The organism is Salmonella sp. SAL-020, from assembly GCF_017372215.1.
In the GTDB taxonomy this organism is placed as follows: Bacteria; Pseudomonadota; Gammaproteobacteria; order Enterobacterales; family Enterobacteriaceae; genus Salmonella; species Salmonella enterica.
This window is the reverse complement of sequence record NZ_CP071690.1, coordinates 436,366-460,608: the sequence shown is the minus strand read 5'-3', so window position 1 is coordinate 460,608 and position 24,243 is coordinate 436,366. Positions and strand designations below refer to the sequence as shown.

Annotated in this window: 40 protein-coding genes; 5 read left to right on the top strand and 35 right to left on the bottom strand. The window is 50.8% G+C overall.

Annotated features, from left to right (window positions below):
* Nucleotides 1-4 precede the first annotated feature (4 nt).
* The 4 genes from fmt (at nucleotide 5) to mscL (ending at nucleotide 4,246) form a co-directional block, all read left to right on the top strand.
* A complete protein-coding gene (gene fmt / locus J1G48_RS02160; RefSeq protein WP_001285173.1) occupies nucleotides 5-952 on the top strand; it encodes a methionyl-tRNA formyltransferase in 948 nt (315 codons plus the stop codon).
* 51 nt (nucleotides 953-1,003) lie between these two features.
* The gene (gene rsmB / locus J1G48_RS02155; RefSeq protein WP_000744594.1) at nucleotides 1,004-2,293 is read left to right on the top strand and encodes a 16S rRNA (cytosine(967)-C(5))-methyltransferase RsmB; all 1,290 of its coding nucleotides are present in this window, start codon (nucleotides 1,004-1,006) and stop codon (nucleotides 2,291-2,293) included.
* 21 nt (nucleotides 2,294-2,314) lie between these two features.
* The gene (gene trkA, locus J1G48_RS02150) at nucleotides 2,315-3,691 is read left to right on the top strand and encodes a Trk system potassium transporter TrkA (RefSeq protein WP_000691374.1); all 1,377 of its coding nucleotides are present in this window, start codon (nucleotides 2,315-2,317) and stop codon (nucleotides 3,689-3,691) included.
* Nucleotides 3,692-3,832: 141 nt separating this feature from the next.
* Nucleotides 3,833-4,246: a large-conductance mechanosensitive channel protein MscL gene (gene mscL, locus J1G48_RS02145; protein ID WP_000008119.1), complete on the top strand. Its 414-nt coding sequence runs from the start codon at nucleotides 3,833-3,835 to the stop codon at nucleotides 4,244-4,246.
* Here the strand turns inward: mscL and J1G48_RS02140 are convergent.
* The 31 genes from J1G48_RS02140 to rpsJ form a co-directional block, all read right to left on the bottom strand.
* Entirely contained in the window at nucleotides 4,182-4,451 is a 270-nt protein-coding gene (locus J1G48_RS02140; protein WP_001576530.1) for an alternative ribosome-rescue factor A, read from the bottom strand. The genes mscL and J1G48_RS02140 overlap by 65 nt on opposite strands.
* 57 nt (nucleotides 4,452-4,508) lie before the next feature.
* Nucleotides 4,509-4,934 carry a Zn(2+)-responsive transcriptional regulator gene (gene zntR / locus J1G48_RS02135; protein ID WP_000285590.1) on the bottom strand — a complete coding sequence of 142 codons (426 nt, stop codon included), beginning with the start codon at nucleotides 4,932-4,934 and terminating at the stop codon, nucleotides 4,509-4,511.
* Between the two features lie 10 nt (nucleotides 4,935-4,944).
* Nucleotides 4,945-5,313: a DUF1992 domain-containing protein gene (locus J1G48_RS02130; protein ID WP_000266515.1), complete on the bottom strand. Its 369-nt coding sequence runs from the start codon at nucleotides 5,311-5,313 to the stop codon at nucleotides 4,945-4,947.
* 107 nt (nucleotides 5,314-5,420) lie between these two features.
* Nucleotides 5,421-5,804 (bottom strand): 50S ribosomal protein L17, encoded by a 384-nt coding sequence (gene rplQ / locus J1G48_RS02125; protein WP_001216370.1) that lies wholly within the window; start codon nucleotides 5,802-5,804, stop codon nucleotides 5,421-5,423.
* A 40-nt stretch (nucleotides 5,805-5,844) separates the two neighbouring features.
* Nucleotides 5,845-6,834: a DNA-directed RNA polymerase subunit alpha gene (gene rpoA, locus J1G48_RS02120; RefSeq protein WP_001162094.1), complete on the bottom strand. Its 990-nt coding sequence runs from the start codon at nucleotides 6,832-6,834 to the stop codon at nucleotides 5,845-5,847.
* A gap of 25 nt (nucleotides 6,835-6,859) precedes the next feature.
* Nucleotides 6,860-7,480, bottom strand: coding sequence for a 30S ribosomal protein S4 (gene rpsD / locus J1G48_RS02115; protein WP_000135226.1), 621 nt, complete (start codon nucleotides 7,478-7,480; stop codon nucleotides 6,860-6,862).
* A gap of 33 nt (nucleotides 7,481-7,513) precedes the next feature.
* Nucleotides 7,514-7,903 (bottom strand): 30S ribosomal protein S11, encoded by a 390-nt coding sequence (gene rpsK, locus J1G48_RS02110; RefSeq protein ID WP_001029758.1) that lies wholly within the window; start codon nucleotides 7,901-7,903, stop codon nucleotides 7,514-7,516.
* Nucleotides 7,904-7,919: 16 nt separating this feature from the next.
* The gene (gene rpsM, locus J1G48_RS02105) at nucleotides 7,920-8,276 is read right to left on the bottom strand and encodes a 30S ribosomal protein S13 (RefSeq protein WP_000090780.1); all 357 of its coding nucleotides are present in this window, start codon (nucleotides 8,274-8,276) and stop codon (nucleotides 7,920-7,922) included.
* Between the two features lie 146 nt (nucleotides 8,277-8,422).
* The gene (gene rpmJ / locus J1G48_RS02100) at nucleotides 8,423-8,539 is read right to left on the bottom strand and encodes a 50S ribosomal protein L36 (RefSeq protein WP_000868187.1); all 117 of its coding nucleotides are present in this window, start codon (nucleotides 8,537-8,539) and stop codon (nucleotides 8,423-8,425) included.
* A gap of 31 nt (nucleotides 8,540-8,570) precedes the next feature.
* The gene (gene secY / locus J1G48_RS02095) at nucleotides 8,571-9,902 is read right to left on the bottom strand and encodes a preprotein translocase subunit SecY (protein ID WP_001118864.1); all 1,332 of its coding nucleotides are present in this window, start codon (nucleotides 9,900-9,902) and stop codon (nucleotides 8,571-8,573) included.
* A gap of 7 nt (nucleotides 9,903-9,909) precedes the next feature.
* The gene (gene rplO / locus J1G48_RS02090; protein ID WP_001238917.1) at nucleotides 9,910-10,344 is read right to left on the bottom strand and encodes a 50S ribosomal protein L15; all 435 of its coding nucleotides are present in this window, start codon (nucleotides 10,342-10,344) and stop codon (nucleotides 9,910-9,912) included.
* A 3-nt stretch (nucleotides 10,345-10,347) separates the two neighbouring features.
* On the bottom strand, nucleotides 10,348-10,527 hold the full coding sequence (rpmD, locus tag J1G48_RS02085) for a 50S ribosomal protein L30 (RefSeq protein WP_001140434.1): 180 nt from the start codon (nucleotides 10,525-10,527) through the stop codon (nucleotides 10,348-10,350).
* Nucleotides 10,528-10,530: 3 nt separating this feature from the next.
* A complete protein-coding gene (gene rpsE / locus J1G48_RS02080) occupies nucleotides 10,531-11,034 on the bottom strand; it encodes a 30S ribosomal protein S5 (protein WP_000940121.1) in 504 nt (167 codons plus the stop codon).
* Nucleotides 11,035-11,048: 14 nt separating this feature from the next.
* Nucleotides 11,049-11,402 (bottom strand): 50S ribosomal protein L18, encoded by a 354-nt coding sequence (gene rplR / locus J1G48_RS02075; protein ID WP_000358956.1) that lies wholly within the window; start codon nucleotides 11,400-11,402, stop codon nucleotides 11,049-11,051.
* Between the two features lie 9 nt (nucleotides 11,403-11,411).
* Complete coding sequence (rplF, locus tag J1G48_RS02070; RefSeq protein ID WP_000091939.1) at nucleotides 11,412-11,945, bottom strand: 50S ribosomal protein L6; 534 nt, start codon at nucleotides 11,943-11,945, stop codon at nucleotides 11,412-11,414.
* Nucleotides 11,946-11,957: 12 nt separating this feature from the next.
* Nucleotides 11,958-12,350, bottom strand: coding sequence for a 30S ribosomal protein S8 (gene rpsH / locus J1G48_RS02065; protein ID WP_000062611.1), 393 nt, complete (start codon nucleotides 12,348-12,350; stop codon nucleotides 11,958-11,960).
* 33 nt (nucleotides 12,351-12,383) lie between these two features.
* On the bottom strand, nucleotides 12,384-12,689 hold the full coding sequence (gene rpsN / locus J1G48_RS02060) for a 30S ribosomal protein S14 (protein ID WP_001118932.1): 306 nt from the start codon (nucleotides 12,687-12,689) through the stop codon (nucleotides 12,384-12,386).
* Between the two features lie 14 nt (nucleotides 12,690-12,703).
* Nucleotides 12,704-13,243 carry a 50S ribosomal protein L5 gene (gene rplE, locus J1G48_RS02055; protein WP_001096206.1) on the bottom strand — a complete coding sequence of 180 codons (540 nt, stop codon included), beginning with the start codon at nucleotides 13,241-13,243 and terminating at the stop codon, nucleotides 12,704-12,706.
* Nucleotides 13,244-13,257: 14 nt separating this feature from the next.
* Nucleotides 13,258-13,572, bottom strand: coding sequence for a 50S ribosomal protein L24 (rplX, locus tag J1G48_RS02050; protein ID WP_000729185.1), 315 nt, complete (start codon nucleotides 13,570-13,572; stop codon nucleotides 13,258-13,260).
* Nucleotides 13,573-13,582: 10 nt separating this feature from the next.
* Nucleotides 13,583-13,954, bottom strand: a complete 372-nt coding sequence (gene rplN / locus J1G48_RS02045; protein ID WP_000613954.1) for a 50S ribosomal protein L14 — start codon at nucleotides 13,952-13,954, stop codon at nucleotides 13,583-13,585.
* Between the two features lie 163 nt (nucleotides 13,955-14,117).
* On the bottom strand, nucleotides 14,118-14,372 hold the full coding sequence (gene rpsQ, locus J1G48_RS02040; protein WP_000130101.1) for a 30S ribosomal protein S17: 255 nt from the start codon (nucleotides 14,370-14,372) through the stop codon (nucleotides 14,118-14,120).
* Nucleotides 14,372-14,563 carry a 50S ribosomal protein L29 gene (rpmC, locus tag J1G48_RS02035; RefSeq protein ID WP_000644742.1) on the bottom strand — a complete coding sequence of 64 codons (192 nt, stop codon included), beginning with the start codon at nucleotides 14,561-14,563 and terminating at the stop codon, nucleotides 14,372-14,374. The genes rpsQ and rpmC overlap by 1 nt, the downstream gene beginning before the upstream one ends.
* Entirely contained in the window at nucleotides 14,563-14,973 is a 411-nt protein-coding gene (gene rplP / locus J1G48_RS02030) for a 50S ribosomal protein L16 (protein ID WP_000941208.1), read from the bottom strand. Before rplP ends, rpmC begins: the two co-directional genes overlap by 1 nt.
* Before the next feature lie 12 nt (nucleotides 14,974-14,985).
* Nucleotides 14,986-15,687: a 30S ribosomal protein S3 gene (gene rpsC, locus J1G48_RS02025; protein WP_000529945.1), complete on the bottom strand. Its 702-nt coding sequence runs from the start codon at nucleotides 15,685-15,687 to the stop codon at nucleotides 14,986-14,988.
* Between the two features lie 17 nt (nucleotides 15,688-15,704).
* A complete protein-coding gene (gene rplV / locus J1G48_RS02020) occupies nucleotides 15,705-16,037 on the bottom strand; it encodes a 50S ribosomal protein L22 (RefSeq protein WP_000447529.1) in 333 nt (110 codons plus the stop codon).
* A gap of 14 nt (nucleotides 16,038-16,051) precedes the next feature.
* On the bottom strand, nucleotides 16,052-16,330 hold the full coding sequence (rpsS, locus tag J1G48_RS02015) for a 30S ribosomal protein S19 (RefSeq protein ID WP_001138115.1): 279 nt from the start codon (nucleotides 16,328-16,330) through the stop codon (nucleotides 16,052-16,054).
* A 16-nt stretch (nucleotides 16,331-16,346) separates the two neighbouring features.
* Nucleotides 16,347-17,168, bottom strand: a complete 822-nt coding sequence (gene rplB / locus J1G48_RS02010) for a 50S ribosomal protein L2 (RefSeq protein WP_000301869.1) — start codon at nucleotides 17,166-17,168, stop codon at nucleotides 16,347-16,349.
* A 17-nt stretch (nucleotides 17,169-17,185) separates the two neighbouring features.
* Nucleotides 17,186-17,488: a 50S ribosomal protein L23 gene (gene rplW, locus J1G48_RS02005; RefSeq protein ID WP_000617546.1), complete on the bottom strand. Its 303-nt coding sequence runs from the start codon at nucleotides 17,486-17,488 to the stop codon at nucleotides 17,186-17,188.
* Complete coding sequence (rplD, locus tag J1G48_RS02000; protein WP_000424395.1) at nucleotides 17,485-18,090, bottom strand: 50S ribosomal protein L4; 606 nt, start codon at nucleotides 18,088-18,090, stop codon at nucleotides 17,485-17,487. The genes rplW and rplD overlap by 4 nt, the downstream gene beginning before the upstream one ends.
* A gap of 10 nt (nucleotides 18,091-18,100) precedes the next feature.
* Nucleotides 18,101-18,730 (bottom strand): 50S ribosomal protein L3, encoded by a 630-nt coding sequence (rplC, locus tag J1G48_RS01995; protein ID WP_000579838.1) that lies wholly within the window; start codon nucleotides 18,728-18,730, stop codon nucleotides 18,101-18,103.
* 32 nt (nucleotides 18,731-18,762) lie between these two features.
* Nucleotides 18,763-19,074 (bottom strand): 30S ribosomal protein S10, encoded by a 312-nt coding sequence (gene rpsJ / locus J1G48_RS01990; RefSeq protein ID WP_001181005.1) that lies wholly within the window; start codon nucleotides 19,072-19,074, stop codon nucleotides 18,763-18,765.
* A gap of 379 nt (nucleotides 19,075-19,453) precedes the next feature.
* On the opposite strand from rpsJ, the gene hopD reads away from it, so the two are divergent.
* Nucleotides 19,454-19,921 (top strand): A24 family peptidase, encoded by a 468-nt coding sequence (gene hopD, locus J1G48_RS01985; protein WP_000495848.1) that lies wholly within the window; start codon nucleotides 19,454-19,456, stop codon nucleotides 19,919-19,921.
* On the opposite strand, the gene bfr is transcribed toward hopD, so the two are convergent.
* The 4 genes from bfr to fusA form a co-directional block, all read right to left on the bottom strand.
* Complete coding sequence (bfr, locus tag J1G48_RS01980; RefSeq protein WP_000675530.1) at nucleotides 19,918-20,394, bottom strand: bacterioferritin; 477 nt, start codon at nucleotides 20,392-20,394, stop codon at nucleotides 19,918-19,920. The genes hopD and bfr overlap by 4 nt on opposite strands.
* 72 nt (nucleotides 20,395-20,466) lie before the next feature.
* Nucleotides 20,467-20,661, bottom strand: a complete 195-nt coding sequence (gene bfd, locus J1G48_RS01975) for a bacterioferritin-associated ferredoxin (RefSeq protein ID WP_000289082.1) — start codon at nucleotides 20,659-20,661, stop codon at nucleotides 20,467-20,469.
* A 184-nt stretch (nucleotides 20,662-20,845) separates the two neighbouring features.
* A complete protein-coding gene (tuf, locus tag J1G48_RS01970; protein WP_000031748.1) occupies nucleotides 20,846-22,030 on the bottom strand; it encodes an elongation factor Tu in 1,185 nt (394 codons plus the stop codon).
* Between the two features lie 71 nt (nucleotides 22,031-22,101).
* On the bottom strand, nucleotides 22,102-24,216 hold the full coding sequence (gene fusA / locus J1G48_RS01965; RefSeq protein ID WP_000124693.1) for an elongation factor G: 2,115 nt from the start codon (nucleotides 24,214-24,216) through the stop codon (nucleotides 22,102-22,104).
* Nucleotides 24,217-24,243 lie beyond the last annotated feature (27 nt).

The window sequence follows — 24,243 nt, the reverse complement described above, 5'->3', positions numbered from 1 at the left end:
CAACGTGTCAGATTCACTACGTATTATTTTTGCGGGTACACCTGACTTTGCAGCGCGTCATCTCGACGCGCTGTTAACTTCTGGACATAACGTTGTCGGCGTATTTACCCAACCCGATCGTCCAGCAGGTCGCGGCAAAAAGTTGATGCCCAGCCCGGTAAAAGTGCTGGCGGAAGAAAAAGGCCTGCCCGTTTTCCAGCCCGTGTCGCTTCGTCCTCAGGAAAACCAGCAACTGGTTGCTGACTTACATGCCGACGTCATGGTTGTCGTAGCATATGGTCTGATTCTCCCAAAGGCAGTGCTGGATATGCCCCGTCTCGGATGTATCAACGTTCACGGTTCGCTGCTTCCACGCTGGCGCGGCGCGGCGCCTATTCAGCGCTCACTCTGGGCAGGCGATGCGGAAACCGGCGTCACAATTATGCAGATGGATGTAGGGCTGGATACCGGCGACATGCTGTATAAACTTGCGTGCCCGATTACCGCAGAAGATACCAGTGGCTCACTGTATAATAAGTTGGCTGAGCTTGGCCCGCAGGGGTTAATTACCACACTAAAACAACTGGCGGACGGCACAGCGGCGCCTGAAGCGCAGAATGAAGCGCTGGTCACTCATGCGGAAAAGCTCAGTAAAGAAGAAGCGCGTATCGACTGGTCTCTCTCCGCAGTACAGCTGGAGCGTTGCATTCGCGCCTTTAATCCGTGGCCAATGAGCTGGCTGGAAATCGACGGCCAGCCGGTAAAAGTCTGGCAGGCGTCCGTCATTGAGGACGCCACGCAGTCGCTGCCGGGAACCATTCTGGCCGCGACGAAACAGGGCATTCAGGTTGCAACAGGCAAGGGGATATTAAATTTGCTTTCGCTTCAGCCTGCCGGCAAAAAAGCAATGAGCGCCCAGGATCTGTTAAATTCACGCCGGGAATGGTTTATTCCTGGTAACCGTCTTGCCTGACGGTCACGTCTTTATAAGCCCGGTGTTACCGGGCATTTTTATTTTATACATATGAAAAAACAAAACAATTTACGTAGTCTGGCAGCACAGGCCGTTGAACTGGTCGTCGAACAGGGACAATCATTAAGTAATGTGCTCCCGCCGCTGCAACAAAAAGTCGCCGATAAAGACAAAGCGCTACTTCAGGAGCTGTGCTTTGGCGTCCTGCGCACCCTTTCACAGCTGGAATGGCTGATCAATAAGCTGATGTCTCGTCCAATGACCGGCAAGCAGCGTACAGTGCATTACTTAATTATGGTCGGCTTTTATCAGTTGCTGTACACCCGCGTTCCTCCCCATGCGGCGCTGGCTGAAACCGTTGAAGGCGCGGTCGCCATCAAACGTCCGCAGTTGAAAGGGTTAATTAACGGCGTCCTGCGCCAGTTTCAGCGCCAGCAGGAAACGTTGCTTAATGAGTTTGCGACCAGCGATGCGCGCTTTTTACATCCAGGTTGGCTGGTAAAGCGTTTGCAAAATGCTTACCCCACACAGTGGCAACACATTATTGAAGCGAATAACCAACGTCCACCGATGTGGCTACGTGTAAATCGTACACACCACACCCGCGACGGTTGGCTTGGCTTACTTGAAGACGCAGGCATGAAGGGATATCCCCATCCCGATTATCCCGACGCTGTACGTCTGGAAACGCCAGCTCCGGTACATGCTTTACCCGGTTTTGCTGAGGGTTGGGTAACTGTCCAGGATGCCTCTGCGCAGGGATGTGCGGTTTTTCTCGCTCCTCAGAACGGTGAGCACATTTTAGACTTGTGCGCCGCGCCCGGCGGTAAAACCACGCATATTCTCGAAGTGGCCCCCGAAGCAGACGTGTTGGCGGTTGATATTGATGAACAACGACTCTCCCGCGTTTACGACAACCTAAAGCGTCTTGGGATGAAAGCGACAGTTAAACAAGGGGATGGACGTTATCCCGCCCAATGGTGCGGCGAGCAGCAGTTTGACCGTATTCTGCTGGATGCGCCCTGCTCCGCAACCGGCGTCATTCGCCGTCATCCAGATATCAAATGGCTGCGTCGCGATCGCGATATCGCGGAACTGGCGCAATTACAGGCGGAAATTCTTGATGCCGTCTGGCCGCGCCTGAAGCCTGGCGGGACGCTGGTTTACGCCACCTGTTCCGTACTGCCGGAAGAAAACCGCGATCAGATCAAAACCTTTTTGCAACGCACTCCCGATGCCGCGCTCAGCGAAACGGGAACACCTGATCAGCCAGGACAGCAAAATCTGCCGGGCGGCGAAGAAGGTGATGGGTTCTTTTACGCTAAGCTAATCAAGAAGTGATGAGATAACGGGCCACGACTGATGAAAATTATCATACTGGGCGCAGGGCAAGTTGGCGGAACACTGGCGGAAAACCTGGTCGGCGAAAACAACGACATCACGGTGGTTGATACCAACGGCGAACGGTTACGCAGTTTGCAAGATAAGTTCGATCTACGCGTAGTTCAGGGGCATGGTTCGCATCCCCGCGTGTTGCGCGAAGCGGGCGCTGACGATGCGGATATGCTGGTCGCTGTCACCAGTTCAGATGAAACTAATATGGTTGCCTGTCAGGTAGCCTATTCACTCTTCAACACTCCAAACCGTATCGCCCGCATTCGCTCCCCGGACTATGTTCGCGATGCGGATAAACTCTTTCATTCTGAAGCGGTTCCGATTGATCATCTGATCGCGCCGGAGCAGTTGGTTATCGATAATATTTATCGTCTGATCGAGTATCCGGGAGCATTACAGGTTGTAAACTTTGCTGAAGGGAAAGTCAGTCTGGCAGTAGTAAAAGCCTACTATGGCGGTCCACTAATAGGTAACGCGCTCTCGACAATGCGAGAACATATGCCGCATATCGATACTCGCGTTGCCGCAATTTTCCGCCATGACAGACCAATCCGTCCTCAGGGCTCGACTATCGTGGAAGCAGGGGATGAAGTCTTCTTTATTGCGGCTTCACAGCATATCCGTGCAGTAATGAGCGAATTACAGCGTCTGGAAAAACCCTACAAGCGCATCATGCTGGTGGGCGGCGGCAATATCGGCGCCGGGCTGGCAAGGCGTCTGGAAAAAGACTATAGCGTTAAATTGATCGAACGCGATCAACAACGCGCCGCAGAACTGGCTGAGAAACTGCAAAACACGATCGTCTTTTTTGGCGACGCCTCCGATCAGGAATTGCTGGCGGAGGAGCATATTGATCAGGTCGATCTCTTTATCGCGGTCACTAACGATGATGAAGCCAATATCATGTCCGCGATGTTGGCCAAGCGGATGGGCGCCAAAAAAGTGATGGTGTTGATTCAGCGTCGAGCTTATGTCGATCTTGTGCAGGGTAGCGTTATAGATATTGCGATTTCTCCGCAGCAGGCCACCATCTCTGCATTACTGAGCCATGTGCGTAAAGCGGATATCGTCGGCGTTTCCTCACTACGTCGCGGAGTTGCCGAAGCCATCGAAGCCGTCGCGCACGGCGATGAAAGCACTTCCCGCGTGGTTGGCCGCGTCATTGACGAAATAAAACTGCCGCCAGGCACCATTATTGGCGCGGTCGTTCGTGGTAATGATGTCATGATTGCTAATGACAATTTGCGCATTGAACAAGGCGATCACGTCATTATGTTTTTGACCGATAAAAAGTTTATTACCGACGTCGAACGTCTGTTCCAGCCAAGTCCTTTCTTCCTCTAATTTAAGGGGCGCTCATTCAGCGCCCTTTTTAATTCCCTTTATTTATCAAGGTTTAATTTATTTCGCTAAACAGAAGCCGTAAATGGAAAATGCCTTAGCATTTGTTAAACTTATAACGTCAGCTGCATAGGGAGAATAAAAATGAGTTTTATTAAAGAATTTCGCGAATTCGCGATGCGCGGGAATGTTGTGGATTTGGCAGTGGGTGTCATTATTGGCGCGGCATTCGGTAAGATTGTTTCTTCACTGGTTGCCGATATCATTATGCCGCCGTTGGGATTGTTAATCGGCGGGATCGACTTTAAACAATTTGCTTTTACGTTACGCGAAGCGCAGGGAGATATTCCGGCGGTCGTCATGCATTACGGCGTGTTTATCCAGAACGTATTTGATTTTGTGATTGTGGCCTTTGCTATCTTTGTTGCCATTAAGCTTATCAACAGACTCAACCGTAAAAAAGCAGAAGAGCCGGCAGCTCCGCCAGCGCCTTCTAAAGAGGAAGTGCTATTGGGCGAAATCCGCGATCTGCTGAAAGAACAAAATAACCGTTCTTAATAAGCAGAAGGCCAGTGGTAAAAAAGTTACTTACTTTCTTGCCACTGGCCTCCCAGTTCCCTCGATTACCGTGTTTACCTTTGCGCAGATAGCTTCCTTTGCCTTTCTTATTTTTTTCAACGCGTTGCCTGAAAAGGGGATCGTGCAGTAATGCCTCAATGGCATTGTCCTTTATCTGCCCTTTCTTATGTTGATAACGACTCATAATGTCTCCCGATTGTATAAATTAACGGCTCGAGTGTAGCCCCGCCGGTTCAATAAATCAACATCCTGATTTCGCTCCACTGGCCCCCTGTTCCAGGGCTTCCAGAATGGAACAATAGACGCTACTGTGGGCCGTTCCGCAACAAGCATCATTAAGCCTTTGTAACGAACGCTGCATCGTTTGCAGTTCCGCAATCCTGGCTTCAACCTCCTGCAATCGCTCTTGCACAATACTTTTTGACTCCTGACAGGTATGGTGCTCAGGATCAATTCGGATCGATAAAAGCTCGCGGATCGAGTCGAGCGTGAAACCCAACTGTCGCGCATAACGAATAAACTTGAGACGCTGCAGATCGGTTTCGGTATACAGACGAAACCCGCCTTCAGTACGTACCTCATGATCCATCATCTGCTGTTTTTCATAGTAGCGAATGGTATCAGGCGTTACGTCTGCCAGCTTTGCCAGCTCACCAATGCGATACATACAAGCTCCGTTAATTATCGTTGATTTTATGCAGCAGTTTTTCTGCATACTCACCGTGTAAAAAGTCGGTACTCAACCCAGCCTGCCGAAGTTTTAGTTCAAGCAGGGAGAGCTGGCGACTAACCTGATGGTATCGAGGGTCATCTTCCCGGATACTGTTGAGGATATCAAGTAACTGAATAGCGTCTCTGCGCTGCTCCAGTTCAGGGGGAAGACAGCCCGCATTCTTGAGTAAGCGATAACCCGCACGAAGTTCCGCCGGCACATGAGAATCATCATCCAGAATAAGCGGCTCGCCACGGCCAGGCAAATTATCAAACTCGCCTTTACGCTGTGCCTCGATAATATGACGCTCTGCCCACTGGTCAAGTAACCACATACGTCGCTCCAGGGATTGAACGAAAAGAATACAATTATTGTAGATATGTGGGGTTCAGGAGGATATAAAAAAACCCGCCGAAGCGGGTTTTTTTACGTTACTACAGATTACTCTGCAGCAGCTTCTGTTTTCTCTGAACGATCAACCAGCTCGATGTATGCCATCGGCGCGTTGTCGCCTGCACGGAAGCCACACTTCAGAATGCGAGTGTAACCACCGGCGCGGCTCGCGAAACGCGGGCCCAGCTCGTTAAACAGTTTTGCCACGATCTCGTTATCACGAGTACGGGCGAATGCCAGACGACGATTAGCAACGCTATCAGTCTTGGCAAGAGTAATCAGCGGCTCAACTACGCGACGCAGCTCTTTCGCTTTAGGCAGGGTCGTCTTGATGATTTCATGACGAACCAGTGAACCTGCCATGTTGCGGAACATAGCCTGGCGATGGCTGCTGTTGCGGTTCAGTTGACGACCACTCTTACGATGGCGCATGACCTTATCCTTCTCAGTAAAACCTTAACCTGTGATCCGGTTACTCGTCAGCGATGCTTGCCGGTGGCCAGTTTTCTAGGCGCATACCCAGAGACAGTCCACGGGAAGCCAGCACGTCTTTAATCTCGGTAAGAGATTTTTTACCCAGGTTAGGCGTCTTAAGAAGCTCAACCTCGGTACGCTGTACCAGATCACCGATATAGTGGATAGCTTCTGCCTTGAGGCAGTTAGCAGAGCGGACAGTCAATTCCAGATCGTCAACAGGGCGCAGCAGGATCGGATCGAATTCTGGTTTCTCTTCTTTCACTTCCGGTTGACGTACATCACGTAAATCAACGAAAGCTTCCAGTTGTTCAGCCAGGATGGTTGCCGCACGACGAATCGCCTCTTCAGGATCGATTGTGCCGTTGGTTTCCATTTCGATGACCAGCTTGTCCAGGTCGGTACGCTGTTCTACACGCGCTGCTTCAACATTGTAGGCAATACGCTCTACAGGGCTGTAGCAGGCGTCGACCAGCAGACGGCCGATTGGGCGCTCATCTTCTTCCGAATGAATTCGGGTAGAAGCCGGCACATAACCACGACCGCGCTGAACTTTGATACGCATACTAATAGACGCGTTTTCATCGGTCAGGTGGCAGATCACGTGCTGCGGCTTGACGATTTCGACATCCCCATCATGGGTGATATCGGCTGCAGTCACAGGGCCAATGCCAGATTTATTCAAGGTAAGAATAACTTCATCTTTACCCTGAACTCTCACCGCCAGCCCTTTCAGGTTGAGCAGGATTTCCAGGATGTCTTCCTGAACGCCTTCTTTGGTGCTGTACTCATGTAGTACACCATCAATCTCAACCTCGGTCACCGCGCAACCCGGCATCGATGAGAGCAGAATACGGCGCAGTGCGTTACCCAGAGTATGGCCGAAGCCACGCTCTAAAGGCTCAAGGGTCACCTTGGCGTGCGTCGAACTCACTTGCTCGATATCTACCAGGCGCGGTTTTAGAAACTCTGTCACAGAACCCTGCATTGTGTCCTCTCTTTGGTACTAAGCTTTACTTGGAGTAAAGCTCGACGATCAGGTGTTCGTTAATGTCCGCAGACAGATCAGAACGCTCAGGCTTACGCTTGTACGTACCTTCCATCTTGCCAGCATCAACTTCCAGCCAGGTTGGCTTTTCACGCTGCTCAGCCAGCTCCAGAGCGGCTTTCACGCGAGACTGCTTCTTCGCTTTCTCACGAATGCTAACAACGTCATTCGGACTAACCTGATAAGAAGCGATGTTAACAACACGACCGTTTACCATAATTGCTTTATGGCTAACCAGCTGACGTGCTTCTGCACGAGTGGCGCCGAAGCCCATACGGTATACAACGTTGTCCAGACGACCTTCCAGCAGAGCCAACAGGTTTTCACCGGTGTTGCCTTTCAGACGTGCTGCTTCTTTGTAGTAGTTACGGAACTGACGCTCCAGCACACCGTAAATGCGGCGAACTTTTTGCTTTTCACGCAACTGCACACCATAGTCAGACAGACGCGGCTTACGCGCACCGTGCTGGCCAGGAGCTTGTTCAATTTTACACTTGGTATCGATCGCGCGAACGCCAGACTTAAGGAATAAGTCGGTGCCCTCACGACGGCTCAGCTTGAGCTTAGGACCCAAATATCTTGCCATTTTCTTTCTCCAACTAACCTGGAAAACGAAGCGTTATACGCGACGTTTTTTCGGCGGACGACAACCGTTATGAGGGATCGGAGTCACATCAGTAATATTAGTGATGCGGAAACCAGCGGCGTTCAGAGCACGAATAGTAGATTCGCGGCCTGGACCCGGACCTTTAACCATAACTTCCAGATTCTTGATACCGTATTCTTTCACGGCGTCAGCGCAACGCTCTGCTGCAACCTGAGCTGCAAACGGAGTGGATTTGCGAGAACCACGGAAACCGGAACCACCGGCTGTTGCCCAACCCAGCGCATTACCCTGACGATCGGTAATAGTCACGATGGTGTTGTTGAAAGAAGCATGGATATGAGCCACGCCGTCAGAGACTTGTTTTCTTACACGTTTACGTGCGCGAACTGGTGCCTTTGCCATTATTCAATCACCCCGATTATTTCTTGATCGGTTTGCGCGGACCCTTACGGGTACGAGCGTTGGTCTTGGTACGCTGACCGCGAACCGGGAGACCACGACGATGACGCAAACCGCGATAGCAACCAAGATCCATCAGGCGCTTGATGCTCATGCTGATTTCACGGCGCAGATCACCTTCAACGACAAATTTGGCAACTTCGTCACGCAGCGTGTCGATTTGTTCTTCAGACAGCTCACTGATCTTAACATTTTCAGCGATACCCGCTGCAGCCAGGATGGCTTTAGAACGGGTCTTGCCGACACCGTAGATCGAAGTTAACGCGATCACGGCGTGTTTCTGATCAGGAATGTTAATGCCTGCTATACGGGCCACTATGCACTCCTACTATTTAATATGTACGTACCATGCTGAAAAGCCCGTTTTCAGGATACTCAAATGGAAACGTACAGACATACAAAAGATTGGCTGGCTAATCTAGCCAGCTCAACCCAACTTTGCAAGAAAAATATGCGAAAAAATCAGCCTTGGCGCTGTTTATGCTTCGGCTCGGCACTGCAAATCACACGGATGACACCATCACGCTTAACGATTTTGCAGTTACGGCATAATTTCTTGACGGAAGCACGAACTTTCATTTTTACTCTCCGTAACTTCTCAGGCGACCAATTAACGGCCGTAGCCTTTCAGGTTCGCCTTCTTCAATGCAGACTCATACTGACTGGACATCATCAGAGTTTGCACTTGAGCCATAAAGTCCATAATCACGACAACAACGATAAGCAGTGAGGTCCCACCGAAGTAGAACGGCACTTTCATTGCATCACGCATGAACTCCGGGATCAGGCAGATAAAGGTAATATACAGCGCACCAACCAAGGTCAGGCGGGTCATTACTTTATCGATATACTTCGCCGTTTGCTCTCCCGGACGAATTCCTGGTACAAATGCACCGGACTTCTTCAGGTTATCTGCTGTTTCACGCGGGTTGAAAACCAACGCCGTGTAGAAGAAACAGAAGAAGATGATTGCAGACGCATAGAGTAACACATAAAGCGGTTGCCCAGGCTGCAAATACAGCGAAATTGTTGTCAGCCAGTTCCAACCAGTACCGCCCCCGAACCATGACGCGATGGTCGCCGGGAACAGAATAATACTGGAAGCGAAGATTGCCGGGATTACCCCCGCCATATTCACTTTCAGCGGTAAATGTGTGCTCTGTGCAGCATAGACACGACGACCTTGCTGACGTTTGGCGTAGTTTACCACAATACGGCGTTGACCACGTTCAACGAATACTACAAAGAACGTCACTGCAAATACTAATACTGCAACCAACAGCAACACGAGGAAGTGCAGGTCGCCTTGACGCGCTTGCTCGATAGTATGGGCAATGGCTGGCGGGAGTCCCGCAACGATACCAGCGAAGATGATGATTGAGATACCGTTACCGATACCGCGCTCAGTAATCTGTTCGCCGAGCCACATCAGGAACATCGTCCCTGTAACCAGACTTACAACAGCGGTGAAATAGAATGCAAAGCCTGGATTCATCACCAGGCCCTGCATACCAGGCATATTCGGCAAACCGGTAGCAATACCGATCGACTGGAATATCGCCAGCACCAGAGTACCGTAACGGGTGTACTGGCTGATCTTACGACGACCAGACTCCCCTTCTTTCTTAATTTCTGCCAGCGTTGGATGAACCACCGTCAACAGCTGGATAATGATCGACGCCGAAATATACGGCATGATCCCCAGGGCAAAGATAGAAGCACGGCTGAGAGCACCACCAGAGAACATGTTAAACATTTCAATGATGGTGCCTCGCTGTTGCTCAAGCAGTTTGGCAAGTACAGCGGCATCAATACCAGGGATCGGAATAAAAGAGCCAATACGGAACACAATCAGCGCGCCGATAACAAACAGCAGTCTGCGTTTCAGCTCACCTAAGCCACCTTTGGCACTTTGAAAATCTAATCCCGGTTGTTTAGCCATCTGCTACTTATTCCTCGATTTTACCGCCAGCAGCTTCGATAGCAGCACGAGCGCCTTTAGTAACACGCAGGCCACGAACAGTTACCGGAGTAGTGACTTCGCCAGCCAAGATCACTTTCGCGAACTCGATCTGGATACCGATAATGTTTGCCGCTTTCAGCGTGTTCAGGTCTACAACGCCGCCTTCTACTTTCGCCAAGTCAGACAGACGAACTTCGGCTGTAATCGCTGCTTTGCGAGAAGTGAAGCCGAATTTCGGCAGACGACGGTACAGAGGCATCTGACCACCCTCGAAACCGCGACGTACGCCACCGCCAGAACGAGACTTCTGACCTTTGTGACCACGACCACCGGTTTTACCGAGGCCAGAACCGATACCACGACCCAGGCGTTTACCCGCCTTTTTGGAGCCTTCGGCCGGAGACAGAGTATTTAAACGCATCTCTTACTCCTCAACTTTAACCATGAAGGAAACCGCGTTGACCATACCACGAACAGCAGGAGTATCCTCGCGCTCTACGGTGTGACCAATACGACGCAGACCCAGGCCAAGCAGCGTTGCCTTGTGTTTCGGCAGACGACCGATTGCACTGCGGGTTTGAGTAATTTTAATAGTCTTTGCCATGGTTTATTTCCCCAGAATTTCTTCAACGGATTTACCACGCTTGGCAGCGACCATTTCTGGAGAATTCATATTTTCCAGGCCATCAATAGTTGCACGAACCACGTTGATCGGGTTGGTGGAACCGTATGCTTTAGCCAGAACGTTATGAACCCCAGCAACTTCCAGAACGGCGCGCATTGCACCACCGGCGATGATACCGGTACCTTCGGAAGCTGGCTGCATGAATACACGAGACCCCGTGTGAACACCTTTAACCGGGTGCTGCAGGGTGCCGTTGTTCAGCGCGACGTTAATCATATTGCGACGGGCTTTTTCCATCGCTTTCTGGATCGCTGCTGGAACTTCACGCGCTTTACCGTAACCAAAACCTACGCGACCGTTACCATCGCCTACTACAGTCAGAGCTGTGAAGGAGAAAATACGACCACCTTTAACGGTTTTAGATACGCGGTTTACCGCGATCAGCTTTTCCTGCAGTTCGCCAGCTTGTTTTTCGATGTGAGCCATCTTACACCTCTACCTTAGAACTGAAGGCCAGCTTCACGGGCAGCATCTGCCAGTGCCTGGACACGACCATGATATTGGAACCCGGAACGGTCAAAGGACACATCTTTGATGCCTTTTTCCAGAGCGCGTTCAGCGACAGCTTTACCCACAGCTGCAGCCGCGTCTTTGTTACCGGTGTACTTCAGTTGTTCAGCGATAGCTTTTTCTACAGTAGAAGCAGCTACCAGAACTTCAGAACCGTTCGGTGCAATTACCTGTGCGTAAATATGACGCGGGGTACGATGTACCACCAGGCGAGTTGCGCCCAGCTCTTTGAGCTTGCGGCGTGCGCGGGTCGCACGACGGATACGAGCAGATTTCTTATCCATAGTGTTACCTTACTTCTTCTTAGCCTCTTTGGTACGCACGACTTCGTCGGCGTAACGAACACCCTTGCCTTTGTAAGGCTCAGGACGACGGTAGGCGCGCAGATCTGCTGCAACCTGGCCGATCACCTGCTTATCAGCGCCTTTCAGCACGATTTCAGTTTGAGTCGGACATTCAGCAGTAATACCTGCCGGCAGCTGATGGTCAACCGGGTGAGAGAAACCTAAAGACAGGTTTACTACATTCCCCTTAACCGCTGCACGATAACCTACACCAACCAGCTGCAGCTTCTTAGTGAAGCCTTCGGTAACACCGATAACCATTGAGTTCAGCAGGGCACGCGCGGTACCAGCCTGTGCCCAACCGTCTGCGTAACCATCACGCGGACCGAAGGTCAGTGCATTATCTGCATGTTTAACTTCAACAGCATCGTTGAGAGTACGAGTCAGCTCGCCGTTTTTACCTTTGATCGTAATAACCTGACCGTTGATTTTGACATCAACGCCGGCAGGAACAACGACCGGTGCTTTAGCAACACGAGACATTTTTTCCTCCGATTAGGCTACGTAGCAGATAATTTCGCCACCAAGACCAGCCTGGCGCGCTGCACGATCAGTCATAACACCTTTAGAGGTAGAAACAACTGCGATACCCAGACCGGCCATAACTTTCGGCAGCTCATCTTTACGTTTGTAGATGCGCAGACCTGGGCGGCTGACACGCTGAATGCTTTCTACAACAGCTTTACCCTGGAAATACTTAAGAGTCAGTTCCAGTTCCGGCTTGGTGTCGCCTTCAACTTTAAAATCTTCAATAAAACCTTCTTCCTTCAGCACGTTGGCAATTGCCACTTTCAGCTTGGAGGAAGGCATGGTGACCGCAGCTTTGTTCGCGGCCTGACCGTTACGGATACGGGTCAGCATATCCGCGATCGGATCTTGCATGCTCATCTGTCTTTACTCCCGTGATTCAATTGGTGACAATTACCAGCTAGCCTTTTTCAGACCCGGAATTTCACCGCGCATAGCGGCTTCACGGACCTTAATACGGCTCAACCCGAACTTCCGCAGGAAAGCGTGCGGACGACCAGTTTGACGGCAGCGGTTACGCTGACGTGACGGGCTGGAATCACGCGGCAGAGTCTGCAGCTTAAGAACCGCATTCCAACGATCTTCGTCGGTTGCGTTCACATCAGAGATGATCGCTTTCAGTTCAGCGCGTTTCGCGAAGTATTTATCAGCTAAAGCTACGCGTTTTACTTCGCGTGCTTTCATTGATTGCTTAGCCATTTAGTAACCCTACCTTACTTGCGGAACGGGAAGTCAAAGGCAGCCAGCAGAGCACGGCCTTCTTCGTCAGATTTCGCAGTAGTGGTAATGGTAATATCCAAACCACGAACGCGGTCGACTTTATCGTAGTCGATTTCTGGGAAGATGATCTGCTCACGGACACCCATGCTGTAGTTACCACGACCGTCGAATGACTTAGCGGACAAGCCACGGAAGTCACGGATACGAGGAACAGCAATAGTGATCAGGCGCTCAAAGAACTCCCACATGCGTTCGCCACGCAGAGTTACTTTACAGCCGATCGGATAGCCCTGACGGATTTTGAAGCCTGCAACAGATTTGCGTGCTTTGGTGATCAACGGTTTTTGACCGGAGATTGCTGTCAGGTCTGCTGCTGCGTTATCCAGCAGTTTCTTGTCAGCGATCGCTTCACCAACACCCATGTTCAGGGTGATCTTCTCGACCCGAGGGACTTGCATGACAGAATTGTAGTTAAACTCAGTCATGAGTTTGTTAACTACTTCGTCTTTGTAGTAATCATGCAGTTTCGCCATCGTACTACTCCAAATTACTTGATAGTTTCGCTGTTAGACTTGAAGAAACGGACTTTTTTGCCGTCTTCGAATCTAAAGCCTACACGGTCAGCCTTGCCGGTTGCCGCATTGAAGATTGCAACGTTAGAAACCTGAATTGCAGCTTCTTTTTCAACGATGCCGCCCGGTTGGTTCAGAGCCGGAACCGGCTTCTGGTGTTTCTTAACCAGGTTGATACCTTCAACAATGACCTTGCCGGAAGACAGGACATTCTTAACTTTACCGCGTTTACCTTTATCTTTACCGGTTAACACGATAACTTCGTCATCACGACGGATTTTCGCTGCCATGATTCGCTCCTTAGAGTACTTCTGGTGCCAGAGAGATAATTTTCATGAACTTCTCGTTACGAAGTTCACGAGTTACCGGCCCAAAAATACGCGTACCGATAGGCTGCTCGCTGTTATTGTTTAAAATAACGCATGCATTACCATCGAAGCGAATGACAGAACCGTCCGGGCGACGAACACCCTTCTTGGTGCGCACCACTACCGCCTTCAGCACATCACCTTTTTTGACCTTACCACGCGGAATCGCTTCTTTGATGGTGATCTTAATGATGTCGCCTACGCCTGCGTAGCGACGGTGCGAGCCACCCAGAACCTTGATACACATTACGCGACGTGCACCGGAGTTGTCGGCGACGTTCAGCATAGTCTGTTCTTGGATCATTTTAGTGCTCCGCTAATGTCAACTACTACTGAGACCCGAAAATCAGGTCGTTAAAAAAACCCCATATCGAGGGCGCGGCATTATAACACCGCAAATCAGATATGGGTAGAAAAAATAAACGGCCCATCGCTGAGCCGTTTATTCGTTGAGAATGCGTACTGTATTACAGAACCGCTTTCTCTACAACGCGAACCAGAGTCCAGGATTTAGTCTTGGACAGCGGACGGCATTCGCGGATTTCAACCACGTCGCCGATACCGCATTCGTTGTTCTCGTCATGTACGTGCATTTTGGTCGTACGCTTGATGAATTTACCGTAGATCGGGTGTTTCACAAAACGTTCGATAGCAACAACAATGGATTTCTCCATTTTGTCGCTAACCACGCGACCTTGCAGAGTACGGATTTTATCGGTCATTACGCACCCGCCTTCTCAGTCAGTAAAGTCTTAACGCGTGCGACATCACGACGCACTTGCTTCAACAGGTGAGACTGTTGCAGCTGGCCACTTGCAGCCTGCATACGCAGGTTGAACTGCTCACGCAGCAGGTTCAGTAGCTCGGTGTTCAGCTCTTCAACGCTCTTCTCACGCAGCTCTTTTGCTTTCATTACATCACCGTCTTAGTTACAAAGGTGGTTTTAATCGGCAGTTTCGCTGCTGCCAGCTTGAATGCTTCACGGGCCAGCTCTTCCGGTACGCCGTCCATTTCATACAGGACTTTACCCGGCTGAATCAAGGCAACCCAATACTCCACGTTACCTTTACCTTTACCCATACGCACTGCCAGCGGCTTTTCAGTGATCGGTTTGTCCGGGAATACACGGATCCAGATCTTACCTTGACGCTTAACTGCACGGGTCATAGCACGACGTGCTGCTTCGATCTGACGGGCAGTCAGACGACCACGGCCAACAGCTTTCAGGCCGAAGCTGCCGAAGCTAACATCCGCGCCTGCAGCCAGACCACGGTTGCGGCCTTTGTGCATTTTACGGAATTTTGTACGCTTTGGTTGTAACATCAGCGACGCTCCTTATTTACGGCCTTTACGCTGCTGCTTTTTCGGTTGAGCAGCCGGTTTTTCCGGTTGTTCAACAGCAGCCATACCACCCAGGATCTCGCCTTTGAAGATCCACACTTTAACGCCGATTACACCATAAGTGGTGTGCGCTTCAGAGGTGTTGTAGTCGATGTCAGCACGCAGAGTGTGCAGAGGTACGCGACCTTCGCGGTACCATTCGGTACGTGCGATTTCCGCGCCGCCCAGACGGCCGCTAACTTCAACTTTGATACCTTTAGCGCCCAGACGCATGGCGTTCTGTACAGCACGCTTCATCGCACGACGGAACATCACGCGACGTTCCAGCTGAGAAGTGATGCTGTCAGCAACCAGTTTAGCGTCCAGTTCAGGTTTACGAACTTCGGCGATATTGATCTGTGCAGGAACGCCAGCGATATCCGCTACGACCTTACGCAGTTTTTCTACGTCTTCACCTTTTTTACCGATAACGATACCCGGGCGAGCGGTGTGAATAGTCACACGGATGCTCTTAGCCGGACGCTCGATAACGATACGAGATACAGACGCTTTAGCCAGTTCCTTCGTCAGGTACTGACGTACTTTAAAATCGCTGTCCAGGTTGTCAGCGAATTCTTTGGTGTTCGCAAACCAGGTAGAGTTCCATGGTTTTACAATACCCAGGCGAATACCATTAGGATGTACTTTCTGACCCATTGCTAGTCTCCAGAGTCTCAGCGATCGGACACAACCACAGTGATGTGGCTGGTGCGCTTCAGGATGCGATCTGCACGACCTTTTGCACGCGGCATAATGCGCTTCATGCTCGGGCCTTCGTCTACGAAAATTTTCGTAACTTTCAGATCGTCAATGTCAGCGCCATCGTTGTGTTCAGCGTTAGCAATGGCAGATTCCAGAACTTTCTTGACCAGTACAGCCGCTTTCTTGTTGGTGTAGGTCAGAATATCCAGAGCCTGCGACACTTTCTTACCGCGAATCAGGTCAGCAACAAGGCGAACCTTCTGAGCAGAAGAACGAGCATGGCGATGTTTAGCGATAGTTTCCATCTCTTCCTCCTACCTTATTTCTTCTTCGCTTTTTTATCAGCAGCGTGGCCGCGATAAGTACGAGTCGGTGCGAATTCACCCAGTTTGTGACCGACCATTTCGTCGGAAACAAATACCGGAACGTGCTGACGACCATTATGGACAGCGATGGTCAAACCGATCATGTTAGGAAAGATCGTTGAACGACGGGACCAGGTGCGCAGGGGCTTCTTGTCTCCGCTTTCCACCGCTTTCTCTACCTTCTTCAGCAAGTGCAGGTCAATAAAAGGACCTTTCTTGAGAGAACGTGGCATGGCTTATCCTCTAAAATTATTTGCTACGGCGACGTACGATGAATTTATCAGTACGCTTGTTGCTGCGGGTCTTCTTACCTTTGGTCTGAACGCCCCACGGAGTTACCGGGTGCTTACCAAAGTTACGACCTTCACCACCACCATGTGGGTGGTCTACTGGGTTCATCGCAGTACCGCGAACGGTAGGACGAACGCCACGCCAGCGTGCAGCACCTGCTTTACCCAGAACGCGCAGCATATGCTCAGCATTGCCAACTTCGCCCAGGGTTGCACGGCAGTCTGCTTCGACTTTACGCATTTCACCAGAACGCAGACGCAGGGTGACATAAGCGCCATCGCGAGCAACGATCTGAACGTAAGTACCAGCGGAACGCGCCAGCTGACCGCCTTTACCTGGTTTCATTTCTACGTTATGAACGGTAGAACCAACCGGGATATTGCGCATCGGCAGGGTGTTGCCTGCTTTGATTGCAGCATCAACGCCAGACTGAATCTGGTCGCCAGCTTTCAGGCCTTTCGGGGCCAGGATGTAACGGCGTTCGCCGTCTTTGTACAGAACCAGCGCGATGTTCGCGGAACGGTTCGGATCGTACTCAAGACGTTCAACAACTGCCGGAATACCGTCTTTGTTGCGTTTGAAGTCAACAATACGATAAGCCTGTTTGTGACCACCACCGATATGACGAGTGGTGATACGGCCATTGTTGTTACGACCACCGGATTTGCTGTTTTTTTCAACCAGCGGAGCAAAAGGTTTGCCCTTGTGCAGCTCTGGGTTGACCACTTTAACGACGTGGCGACGACCCGGAGATGTCGGTTTACATTTAACAACTGCCATTGTATTACTCCTCCGACTTACTCAGCGCCACCGACGAAGTCCAGATTCTGGCCTTCTTTCAGGGTGACGTAAGCTTTTTTCCAGTCGCTACGACGACCGATACGCTGTCCGTGACGTTTAACTTTCCCTTTAACGACCAGGGTGTTAACGACTTCGACTTCGACTTCAAACAGTTTCTGCACAGCAGCTTTGATTTCTGCTTTGGTCGCGTCTTTAGCAACTTTGAGAACGATGGTGTTAGTTTTTTCCATCGCAGTAGACGCTTTTTCAGAAACGTGCGGTGCGCGCAGCACCTTCAGCAGACGTTCTTCACGAATCATGCCAGCATCTCCTCAACTTGCTTAACAGCATCAGCAGTCATTACGACTTTGTCGAAGGCGATCAGGCTAACCGGGTCGATACCAGTCGCATCGCGTACGTCAACCTTGTGCAGGTTACGTGCGGCCAGGAACAGGTTCTCGTCCAGCTCACCGGTGATGATCAGCACATCTTCCAGAGCCATGTCTTTCAGTTTCTGTGCCAGCAGCTTAGTTTTCGGCGCTTCTACAGAAAACTTCTCGACAACGATCAGACGATCCTGACGTACCAGTTCGGACAGGATGCTTTTCAGCGCGCCGCGGTACATCTTCTTGTTAACTTTTTGACTGTGGTCCTGCGGACGAGCAGCGAAGGTCACGCCACCGGAACGCCAGATCGGGCTCTTGATAGAACCTGAACGCGCACGGCCAGTGCCTTTCTGGCGCCACGGTTTTTTACCGGAACCAGTTACTTCAGCACGAGTCTTCTGAGCACGAGTACCCTGACGAGCACCAGCTGCATAAGCAACAACAACCTGGTGAACCAGCGCTTCGTTGAAATCACGACCGAAGGTAGTTTCGGAAACAGTCAGCGCGCTCTGCGCGTCTTTCAATACTAATTCCATTGCTATCCCCTTACGCCTTCACAGCTGGTTTAACGATCAGGTCGCAACCGGTTGCACCCGGAACACCACCCTTAACCAGCAGCAGGTTGCGCTCAGCGTCAACGCGTACTACGTCAAGGCTCTGAACGGTTACGCGCTCATTACCCATCTGACCTGCCATTTTCTTGCCTTTGAACACTTTGCCCGGAGTCTGGTTCTGACCGATAGAACCCGGAACGCGGTGAGACAAGGAGTTACCGTGAGTAGCGTCCTGGGTACGGAAGTTCCAGCGCTTAACGGTACCAGCGAAACCTTTACCTTTAGAGGTACCGGTTACGTCAACTTTTTTAACGTCAGCAAACAGTTCAACGCTGATGCTCTGACCTACGGTGTATTCTTCGCCTTCAGCCAGACGGAATTCCCACAGACCACGGCCAGCTTCTACGCCAGCTTTAGCAAAGTGACCCGCTTCCGGCTTGGTGACACGGTTAGCTTTTTTAGCACCCGTAGTAACCTGAACAGCGCGGTAGCCATCGTTAGCCAGGTCTTTAACCTGAGTAACACGGTTTGCTTCAACTTCGATTACGGTTACTGGGATAGAGACGCCATCTTCAGTGAAGATGCGGGTCATACCCACTTTTTTACCGACTAAACCAATCATTGTATCAACCTCTCAATCGCTCGATGACCTGATTAACCCAGGCTGATCTGCACGTCTACACCGGCAGCCAGGTCCAGACGCATCAGAGCATCAACGGTTTTCTCGGTTGGCTCAACGATGTCAACCAGACGCTTGTGAGTGCGAATTTCGTACTGATCGCGCGCATCTTTGTTAACGTGCGGAGAGATCAGAACGGTAAAGCGCTCTTTGCGGGTCGGCAGCGGGATCGGACCGCGAACCTGCGCACCAGTGCGCTTGGCAGTCTCGACGATTTCCGCGGTTGATTGATCGATCAGACGATGATCAAACGCTTTCAGGCGGATACGGATTCTTTGGTTCTGCATGAGACCAGAGCTCCAATTATTTTATAAACGAAAATGATTACTCCTCACACCCATTACGATTGATGGGAGAGTGTAACCGTTCTTACGTAGCTCCCCGATTGGGAGCATTGTTAAATAGCCAAATCGGCTATTCGAGGTTCAAATCGAACCTGCCGTCAATTACGACAAGCCCGCGCATTATACGTAAATCTCAGCCTGACGCAAGTGTCGGATAGAAATTAAGCGCTTTATTCTTATGCGAGCATGATTCCAGATGGTACGCATGGGATGGCAACGCGCACCTTTTCTTTGGAAGGCATCAGGCAAACCTGGCAATACGTCGTTGTCGCTGTCGCATAAATCTATAAAGCTGAGCACAAGCCTTGACGAGGATTTGCTTATGTTTGTTGCCCTCCCCTTTCTCATTTTTTATGCGTCGTTCTCTTTATTACTTGGCATATACGACGCGCGTACCGGTCTGCTGCCTGACCGGTTTACCTGTCCATTACTGTGGGGTGGTCTGCTTTATCACCAGATTTGCCTGCCGGAGCGTTTACCGGATGCGCTTTGGGGTGCTATCGCCGGCTATGGCGGATTCGCGTTAATTTACTGGGGCTATCGCCTGCGTTATCAGAAAGAGGGGCTTGGATATGGCGACGTCAAGTACCTCGCTGCCTTAGGGGCATGGCATTGTTGGGAAACACTGCCGTTACTGGTTTTCCTTGCCGCTATGTTGGCCTGTGGCGGGTTTGGCGTCGCGCTACTGGTGAGAGGTAAATCGGCATTAATAAACCCGCTACCTTTTGGGCCATGGCTGGCGGTGGCGGGTTTCATAACAGGTTGGAAAGTTTTCTTTCCAGACGGTTAATCGGTAACCTTAATTTGTGATTGCAGATAATTTTGCATACCAAGTTTGGCAATCAAATCCAGCTCAGTTTCCAGCCAGTCGATGTGGCCTTCCTCGTCGGCAAGAATTTCAATCATCATATCCCGGCTAACATAGTCATGAACGCTATCGGCATAGGCTATTGCCTCACGTAGATCTTTTGCGCCTTCCAGTTCGAGCCGGAGATCCGATCGTAGCATCTCTTCGACATCTTCACCGATGCCCAGCTTGCCCAGATCCTGTAGGTTCGGTATGCCTTCCAGAAATAAAATACGCTCAATATACTTATCGGCGTGTTTCATCTCATCAATGGATTCATGGTACTCAACATCATTAAGCCGGGTCAGCCCCCAGTTTTTGAACATACGGGCATGAAGAAAATACTGATTAATTGCGACAAGCTCATTTCCCAATAGTTTATTGAGATAATTTATGATTTTAACATCACCTTTCATTTTATAGTCCCTCCGCTTCCACTCTCTAGAGCGTAGATGGGGCTACAGGGATGTCAAAAAAAAGAGTGTGACTCAGGCGATCTCTTTAAATTCCGGCATTTGCGTTAACTCATCCTGCATCACTTCTCGCGCGGCGCGAATACACTTACCACATTGATTTCCCACAGGAATAAATTTACGCAACTGTTGAAATGACTGTGGATGAAATTGTCGTACAGCCTGGCGGATTTTTTTATCGCTTATACCATTACACAAACAAACGTACATGATCGCTCCCGTTCAATTTCCGCACAAAGTGTAAATGAGAATGGTTATGATTACAATAGCACAAAGCGATTTACGCCACGGGAGAAGCGTTAAAAAGGGTGAATAAATATAACAGCGGCTAAATAGCAGGCAACAAAAAGGGCGCCGAAGCGCCCTCTTCAATTCAAAACTAATTAACGAGTAATTAGCCCAGAACTTTAGCAACAACGCCCGCGCCAACGGTACGGCCGCCTTCACGGATTGCGAAACGCAGACCGTCGTCCATCGCGATCGGGTGGATCAGGGTAACAACCATTTTGATGTTGTCGCCCGGCATTACCATCTCTACGCCTTCCGGCAGTTCGATGGTGCCAGTCACGTCAGTAGTACGGAAGTAGAACTGCGGACGGTAGCCTTTGAAGAACGGAGTATGACGGCCGCCTTCATCTTTGGACAGAATGTACACTTCAGATTCGAACTTGGTGTGCGGCTTGATGGTGCCCGGCTTAGCCAGTACCTGACCACGTTCGATTTCTTCACGTTTGATACCACGCAGCAGAACACCTACGTTCTCACCGGCACGGCCTTCGTCCAGCAGTTTGCGGAACATTTCAACGCCAGTACAGGTAGACTTCTGAGTCTCTTTGATACCAACGATTTCAACTTCTTCGCCCACTTTGATGATACCGCGTTCTACACGACCGGTAACAACGGTACCACGACCGGAGATGGAGAATACGTCTTCGATCGGCAGCAGGAACGGCTTGTCAATCGCACGCTCTGGTTCCGGGATGTAAGAATCCAGGAAGCCAGCCAGTTCGATGATTTTCGCTTCCCACTCTGCGTCGCCTTCCAGCGCTTTCAGAGCAGAACCACGAACGATCGGAGTGTCGTCGCCCGGGAAGTCGTACTGAGACAGCAGTTCGCGAACTTCCATCTCAACCAGTTCCAGCAGCTCTTCGTCATCAACCATGTCGCATTTGTTCAGGAACACGATGATGTACGGAACGCCTACCTGACGACCCAGCAGGATGTGCTCACGGGTCTGCGGCATCGGGCCGTCAGTCGCAGCAACAACCAGGATCGCGCCGTCCATCTGAGCAGCACCGGTGATCATGTTTTTAACATAGTCGGCGTGCCCCGGGCAGTCTACGTGTGCGTAGTGGCGGGTCGGGGTATCGTATTCAACGTGAGAAGTGTTGATGGTGATACCACGCGCTTTTTCTTCCGGCGCGTTATCGATCTGGTCGAATGCACGAGCAGCACCGCCGTAGGTTTTAGCCAGTACGGTGGTGATTGCAGCGGTCAGGGTAGTTTTACCGTGGTCAACGTGGCCGATGGTGCCGACGTTAACGTGCGGTTTTGTACGTTCAAATTTTTCTTTAGACACGGCTATATTCCTTACTATAGCGCTCTCCCCTTCAGGAGAGAGCACGGGATTTTGGTTTTTAACCCTGCGGCTTATTTACCACGGGCTTCGATTACGGCCTGAGCAACGTTGTTCGGCGCATCATCATACTTCAGGAATTCCATAGTGTACGATGCGCGACCTTTGGTCAGAGAACGCAGCTGAGTTGCATATCCGAACATTTCAGACAGCGGTACTTCAGCGTGGATCTTAACGCCTGTAACTTCAGATTCCTGACCTTTGAGCATACCACGACGGCGGCTAAGGTCGCCGATAACGTCACCGGTATTCTCTTCAGGTGTTTCTACTTCAACCTTCATGATCGGCTCAAGCAGAACTGGTTTTGCTTTCTTAAAGCCTTCTTTAAAGGCGATAGACGCAGCCAGTTTAAACGCCAGCTCAGAGGAGTCAACGTCATGGTAAGAACCGAAGTGCAGACGCACACCGAGATCAACTACCGGATAACCCGCCAGCGGGCCAGATTTCAGCTGCTCCTGGATGCCTTTATCAACGGCCGGGATGTATTCGCCAGGAATTACACCACCTTTGATGTCGTTGATGAACTCGTAACCTTTCGGGTTAGAGCCCGGCTCCAGCGGGTACATGTCGATAACAACATGACCATACTGACCGCGACCACCAGACTGTTTCGCGTGTTTACCTTCGATGTCGGTAACTTTCGCGCGAATCGCTTCGCGGTAAGCAACCTGAGGTTTACCCACGTTAGCTTCAACGTTGAATTCACGCTTCATACGGTCAACGATGATATCCAGGTGAAGTTCACCCATACCAGCGATGATGGTCTGGTTAGATTCTTCATCAGTCCATACGCGGAATGACGGGTCTTCTTTCGCCAGACGGCCCAGAGCCAGACCCATTTTTTCCTGGTCAGCTTTGGTTTTCGGTTCTACCGCGATGGAGATTACCGGCTCAGGGAATTCCATACGTTCCAGAATGATCGGGTTTTCCGGATCACACAGGGTGTCACCGGTAGTCACGTCTTTCAGGCCGATAGCAGCCGCGATGTCGCCCGCGCGAACTTCTTTGATCTCTTCACGTTTGTTGGCGTGCATCTGAACGATACGACCGAAACGCTCACGTGCGGTTTTCACGGAGTTCAGTACGGTATCACCAGAGTTAACCACACCGGAGTACACACGGAAGAAGGTCAGGTTACCCACAAACGGGTCGGTAGCGATTTTGAACGCCAGCGCAGAGAACGGCTCGTCGTCGCTTGCGTGACGCTCAGCCGGAGTATCTTTACCGTCGTCCAGAATACCGTTGATCGCAGGTACGTCTACCGGGGATGGCAGGTAATCAATTACCGCATCCAGCATCGCCTGAACACCTTTGTTCTTGAATGCAGAACCACAGGTTACCAGGATGATTTCGTTGTTCAGAACGCGCTGACGCAGAGCTTGTTTGATCTCTTCTTCAGTCAGTTCTTCACCACCCAGGTATTTTTCCATCAGCTCTTCAGAAGCTTCTGCGGCGGACTCGATCAGGTTCTGGTGCCATTCGTTAGCCAGGTCCTGCATGTCAGCCGGGATATCTTCGTATTCGAAGGTAACGCCCTGGTCGGCATCGTTCCAGTTGATGGCTTTCATTTTCACCAGGTCAACAACGCCGGTGAAACCTTCTTCAGCACCAATTGCCAGCTGCAGCGGAACCGGGTTCGCGCCCAGACGGGTTTTGATCTGACCAACAACTTTCAGGAAGTTCGCGCCCATGCGGTCCATTTTGTTAACGAACGCAATGCGCGGAACTTTGTATTTGTTTGCCTGACGCCATACGGTTTCAGACTGCGGCTGAACACCACCAACTGCGCAGTAAACCATTACCGCACCATCGAGAACACGCATGGAACGTTCTACTTCGATAGTGAAGTCAACGTGCCCCGGGGTGTCGATGATGTTGATGCGATGCGGTTCATACTGCTTAGCCATACCAGACCAGAATGCAGTAGTCGCTGCGGAGGTGATAGTAATACCACGCTCCTGCTCCTGCTCCATCCAGTCCATGGTAGCTGCGCCGTCATGAACTTCACCGATTTTGTGGTTTACACCGGTGTAGAACAGAATACGTTCGGTAGTAGTGGTTTTACCGGCGTCGATGTGCGCACTGATACCGATATTACGGTAGCGTGCGATGGGTGTTGTACGAGCCATTTGATTCCTCGTTGATATCTTTAGGCG

What these genes read in the sequence shown, in the direction of transcription:
- rsmB (WP_000744594.1), top strand. Translation starts at nt 1,004, where the DNA reads ATGAAAAAACAAAACAATTTACGTAGTCTGGCAGCACAGGCCGTTGAA.
- trkA (WP_000691374.1), top strand. Translation starts at nt 2,315, where the DNA reads ATGAAAATTATCATACTGGGCGCAGGGCAAGTTGGCGGAACACTGGCG.
- mscL (WP_000008119.1), top strand. Translation starts at nt 3,833, where the DNA reads ATGAGTTTTATTAAAGAATTTCGCGAATTCGCGATGCGCGGGAATGTT.
- J1G48_RS02140 (WP_001576530.1), bottom strand. Translation starts at nt 4,451, where the DNA reads ATGAGTCGTTATCAACATAAGAAAGGGCAGATAAAGGACAATGCCATT.
- zntR (WP_000285590.1), bottom strand. Translation starts at nt 4,934, where the DNA reads ATGTATCGCATTGGTGAGCTGGCAAAGCTGGCAGACGTAACGCCTGAT.
- J1G48_RS02130 (WP_000266515.1), bottom strand. Translation starts at nt 5,313, where the DNA reads ATGTGGTTACTTGACCAGTGGGCAGAGCGTCATATTATCGAGGCACAG.
- rplQ (WP_001216370.1), bottom strand. Translation starts at nt 5,804, where the DNA reads ATGCGCCATCGTAAGAGTGGTCGTCAACTGAACCGCAACAGCAGCCAT.
- rpoA (WP_001162094.1), bottom strand. Translation starts at nt 6,834, where the DNA reads ATGCAGGGTTCTGTGACAGAGTTTCTAAAACCGCGCCTGGTAGATATC.
- rpsD (WP_000135226.1), bottom strand. Translation starts at nt 7,480, where the DNA reads ATGGCAAGATATTTGGGTCCTAAGCTCAAGCTGAGCCGTCGTGAGGGC.
- rpsK (WP_001029758.1), bottom strand. Translation starts at nt 7,903, where the DNA reads ATGGCAAAGGCACCAGTTCGCGCACGTAAACGTGTAAGAAAACAAGTC.
- rpmJ (WP_000868187.1), bottom strand. Translation starts at nt 8,539, where the DNA reads ATGAAAGTTCGTGCTTCCGTCAAGAAATTATGCCGTAACTGCAAAATC.
- secY (WP_001118864.1), bottom strand. Translation starts at nt 9,902, where the DNA reads ATGGCTAAACAACCGGGATTAGATTTTCAAAGTGCCAAAGGTGGCTTA.
- rplO (WP_001238917.1), bottom strand. Translation starts at nt 10,344, where the DNA reads ATGCGTTTAAATACTCTGTCTCCGGCCGAAGGCTCCAAAAAGGCGGGT.
- rpmD (WP_001140434.1), bottom strand. Translation starts at nt 10,527, where the DNA reads ATGGCAAAGACTATTAAAATTACTCAAACCCGCAGTGCAATCGGTCGT.
- rpsE (WP_000940121.1), bottom strand. Translation starts at nt 11,034, where the DNA reads ATGGCTCACATCGAAAAACAAGCTGGCGAACTGCAGGAAAAGCTGATC.
- rplR (WP_000358956.1), bottom strand. Translation starts at nt 11,402, where the DNA reads ATGGATAAGAAATCTGCTCGTATCCGTCGTGCGACCCGCGCACGCCGC.
- rplF (WP_000091939.1), bottom strand. Translation starts at nt 11,945, where the DNA reads ATGTCTCGTGTTGCTAAAGCACCGGTCGTTGTTCCTGCCGGCGTTGAT.
- rpsH (WP_000062611.1), bottom strand. Translation starts at nt 12,350, where the DNA reads ATGAGCATGCAAGATCCGATCGCGGATATGCTGACCCGTATCCGTAAC.
- rpsN (WP_001118932.1), bottom strand. Translation starts at nt 12,689, where the DNA reads ATGGCTAAGCAATCAATGAAAGCACGCGAAGTAAAACGCGTAGCTTTA.
- rplE (WP_001096206.1), bottom strand. Translation starts at nt 13,243, where the DNA reads ATGGCGAAACTGCATGATTACTACAAAGACGAAGTAGTTAACAAACTC.
- rplX (WP_000729185.1), bottom strand. Translation starts at nt 13,572, where the DNA reads ATGGCAGCGAAAATCCGTCGTGATGACGAAGTTATCGTGTTAACCGGT.
- rplN (WP_000613954.1), bottom strand. Translation starts at nt 13,954, where the DNA reads ATGATCCAAGAACAGACTATGCTGAACGTCGCCGACAACTCCGGTGCA.
- rpsQ (WP_000130101.1), bottom strand. Translation starts at nt 14,372, where the DNA reads ATGACCGATAAAATCCGTACTCTGCAAGGTCGCGTGGTTAGCGACAAA.
- rpmC (WP_000644742.1), bottom strand. Translation starts at nt 14,563, where the DNA reads ATGAAAGCAAAAGAGCTGCGTGAGAAGAGCGTTGAAGAGCTGAACACC.
- rplP (WP_000941208.1), bottom strand. Translation starts at nt 14,973, where the DNA reads ATGTTACAACCAAAGCGTACAAAATTCCGTAAAATGCACAAAGGCCGC.
- rpsC (WP_000529945.1), bottom strand. Translation starts at nt 15,687, where the DNA reads ATGGGTCAGAAAGTACATCCTAATGGTATTCGCCTGGGTATTGTAAAA.
- rplV (WP_000447529.1), bottom strand. Translation starts at nt 16,037, where the DNA reads ATGGAAACTATCGCTAAACATCGCCATGCTCGTTCTTCTGCTCAGAAG.
- rpsS (WP_001138115.1), bottom strand. Translation starts at nt 16,330, where the DNA reads ATGCCACGTTCTCTCAAGAAAGGTCCTTTTATTGACCTGCACTTGCTG.
- rplB (WP_000301869.1), bottom strand. Translation starts at nt 17,168, where the DNA reads ATGGCAGTTGTTAAATGTAAACCGACATCTCCGGGTCGTCGCCACGTC.
- rplW (WP_000617546.1), bottom strand. Translation starts at nt 17,488, where the DNA reads ATGATTCGTGAAGAACGTCTGCTGAAGGTGCTGCGCGCACCGCACGTT.
- rplD (WP_000424395.1), bottom strand. Translation starts at nt 18,090, where the DNA reads ATGGAATTAGTATTGAAAGACGCGCAGAGCGCGCTGACTGTTTCCGAA.
- rplC (WP_000579838.1), bottom strand. Translation starts at nt 18,730, where the DNA reads ATGATTGGTTTAGTCGGTAAAAAAGTGGGTATGACCCGCATCTTCACT.
- rpsJ (WP_001181005.1), bottom strand. Translation starts at nt 19,074, where the DNA reads ATGCAGAACCAAAGAATCCGTATCCGCCTGAAAGCGTTTGATCATCGT.
- hopD (WP_000495848.1), top strand. Translation starts at nt 19,454, where the DNA reads ATGTTTGTTGCCCTCCCCTTTCTCATTTTTTATGCGTCGTTCTCTTTA.
- bfr (WP_000675530.1), bottom strand. Translation starts at nt 20,394, where the DNA reads ATGAAAGGTGATGTTAAAATCATAAATTATCTCAATAAACTATTGGGA.
- bfd (WP_000289082.1), bottom strand. Translation starts at nt 20,661, where the DNA reads ATGTACGTTTGTTTGTGTAATGGTATAAGCGATAAAAAAATCCGCCAG.
- fusA (WP_000124693.1), bottom strand. Translation starts at nt 24,216, where the DNA reads ATGGCTCGTACAACACCCATCGCACGCTACCGTAATATCGGTATCAGT.